This window comes from Shewanella sp. 11B5 (genome assembly GCF_002836795.1).
In the GTDB taxonomy this organism is placed as follows: Bacteria; Pseudomonadota; Gammaproteobacteria; order Enterobacterales; family Shewanellaceae; genus Shewanella; species Shewanella frigidimarina.
In genome coordinates, this window is the sequence record NZ_PJAP01000814.1 from 1 (window position 1) to 1,678 (window position 1,678).

Here is a 1,678-nt window from a genome sequence, read left to right on the forward strand (position 1 = left end):
TACAGTTTCACCGATACGCACATCACGACTAACAGCTGCAGCTGGTTTATTAAAACCGTGCGCCATAGATTCAGGTGCTGTACTGCGGTTACGCATGTGTTTTTCACGACCGTCACGAGCATCTTTTCCGCCACGTTTTTTGTTAGCGTTTTTGTTGCGCGCACGACGGCCACGTTTTTCATCATCAGCATCTGAACTGTCTTCTGCTGCACGAGCAACTTTAGACGTTGTGATGTGGTGATCGCCATTCTTTTCAGCATCTAAACGTTGGCGCTCTTCTTCAGCCCAACGCTTTGAGTTGACTTCAGCAAGTTGACGCGCAGTTTCTGCGGCTTTAGCAGCTTCATCTTTTTGCTTTTGAGTAAGCACGGCTTCTTGAGTCGCTTTTAAACGATCTGCTTCAACTTTTGCTGCTGCAGTTTCTGGGTCAGCAACTTTAGTCACTTTAGGTTCAGACTTTACTTTTTCTGATTTCAATTTGGCTTCTGCTTCCGCTTTTTTCTTCGCATCTGCAGTAGCTTTCGCTTCTGCAGCTGCTTTTGCTTCAGCTTCCACTTTTGCTTGGGCTTCAGCTTCTGCTTTGGCTTTAGCTTGAGTTTCTAATTCAGCTTGTTTTGCTAATTCTGCATCATCGCGCTTAACAAAAGTACGTTTTTTACGAACTTCTACCTTCACGTCTTTCGACTGACCGCCAGTGCTTGCAACACTTAACGTAGACACCGTTTTACGCTGCAATGTCATTTTAGTCGGAACTGAATCTGCACCATGCTGTTTTTTTAGATAATCAAGAAGCTGTTGCTTCTCTTTTTCTGAAACAGTATCGAGTTGTTTTTTGTTCATACCAGCTTGTGAGAATTGCTCGATTAATCGATCAACCGATTTTCCCACTTCCGCTGCTAATTTTTCTACGCTTGTATCTGCCATCAATTAGATCCCCCTGTTGATCGACTTATGCTTCTTCGCCAAACCAACAGATATTGCGGGCAGCCATGATGAGCTCGCCTGCTTTTTCTTCTGTTAATTCTTCAATATCAATTAAATCGTCAATACCTTGCTCGGCCAAGTCTTCTAAAGTCACTACGCCTTTGCTCGCAAGAACATAAGCTAAATGTCTTTCTAATCCTTCCAATGCTAGTAAATCATCACTTGGCTCTGCACCATCTAACGCTTCTTCCGACGCTAATGCTCTTGTAGAGATTGCCGCCTTTGCACGTTCACGTAATGCTTCAACGATTCCTTCGTCGAAACCTTCTACTGCTAATAGTTCAGATTCTGGGACATAAGCAATCTCTTCTAGCGAAGTGAATCCCTCATCAGCCAATACGGCTGCAAAATCTTTATCTACATCTAGATAAGCCACAAACAAATCAATCACTTTTGCACTTTCAGCTTGGTGTTTTTTGTTCATGTCTTCAACTGTCATTACGTTTAGTTCCCAACCAGTGAGTTGAGTCGCTAAACGTACGTTTTGGCCATTACGACCAATAGCCTGTGCCAAACTGTCAGCTTCTACAGCAATATCCATCGAGTGGTTGTCTTCATCCACAATGATAGATGCAACATCAGCTGGCGCCATGGCATTGATCACATATTGTGCAGGATTATCATCCCACAACACGATATCTACGCGCTCGCCACCTAATTCGTTTGATACGGCTTGTACACGTGCGCCACGCAT

General features: G+C 43.9%; 2 protein-coding genes. Both read right to left on the bottom strand.

Annotated features, from left to right (window positions below):
* Positions 1–924: translation initiation factor IF-2 associated domain-containing protein (locus tag CXF78_RS16705; protein WP_180957195.1), on the bottom strand; the 924-nt coding region annotated here is incomplete at its 3' end.
* A gap of 25 nt (positions 925–949) precedes the next feature.
* Positions 950–1,678, bottom strand: a 729-nt coding sequence (locus tag CXF78_RS16710) for a transcription termination/antitermination protein NusA (RefSeq protein ID WP_145991520.1), incomplete at its 5' end; no start/stop codon positions are given.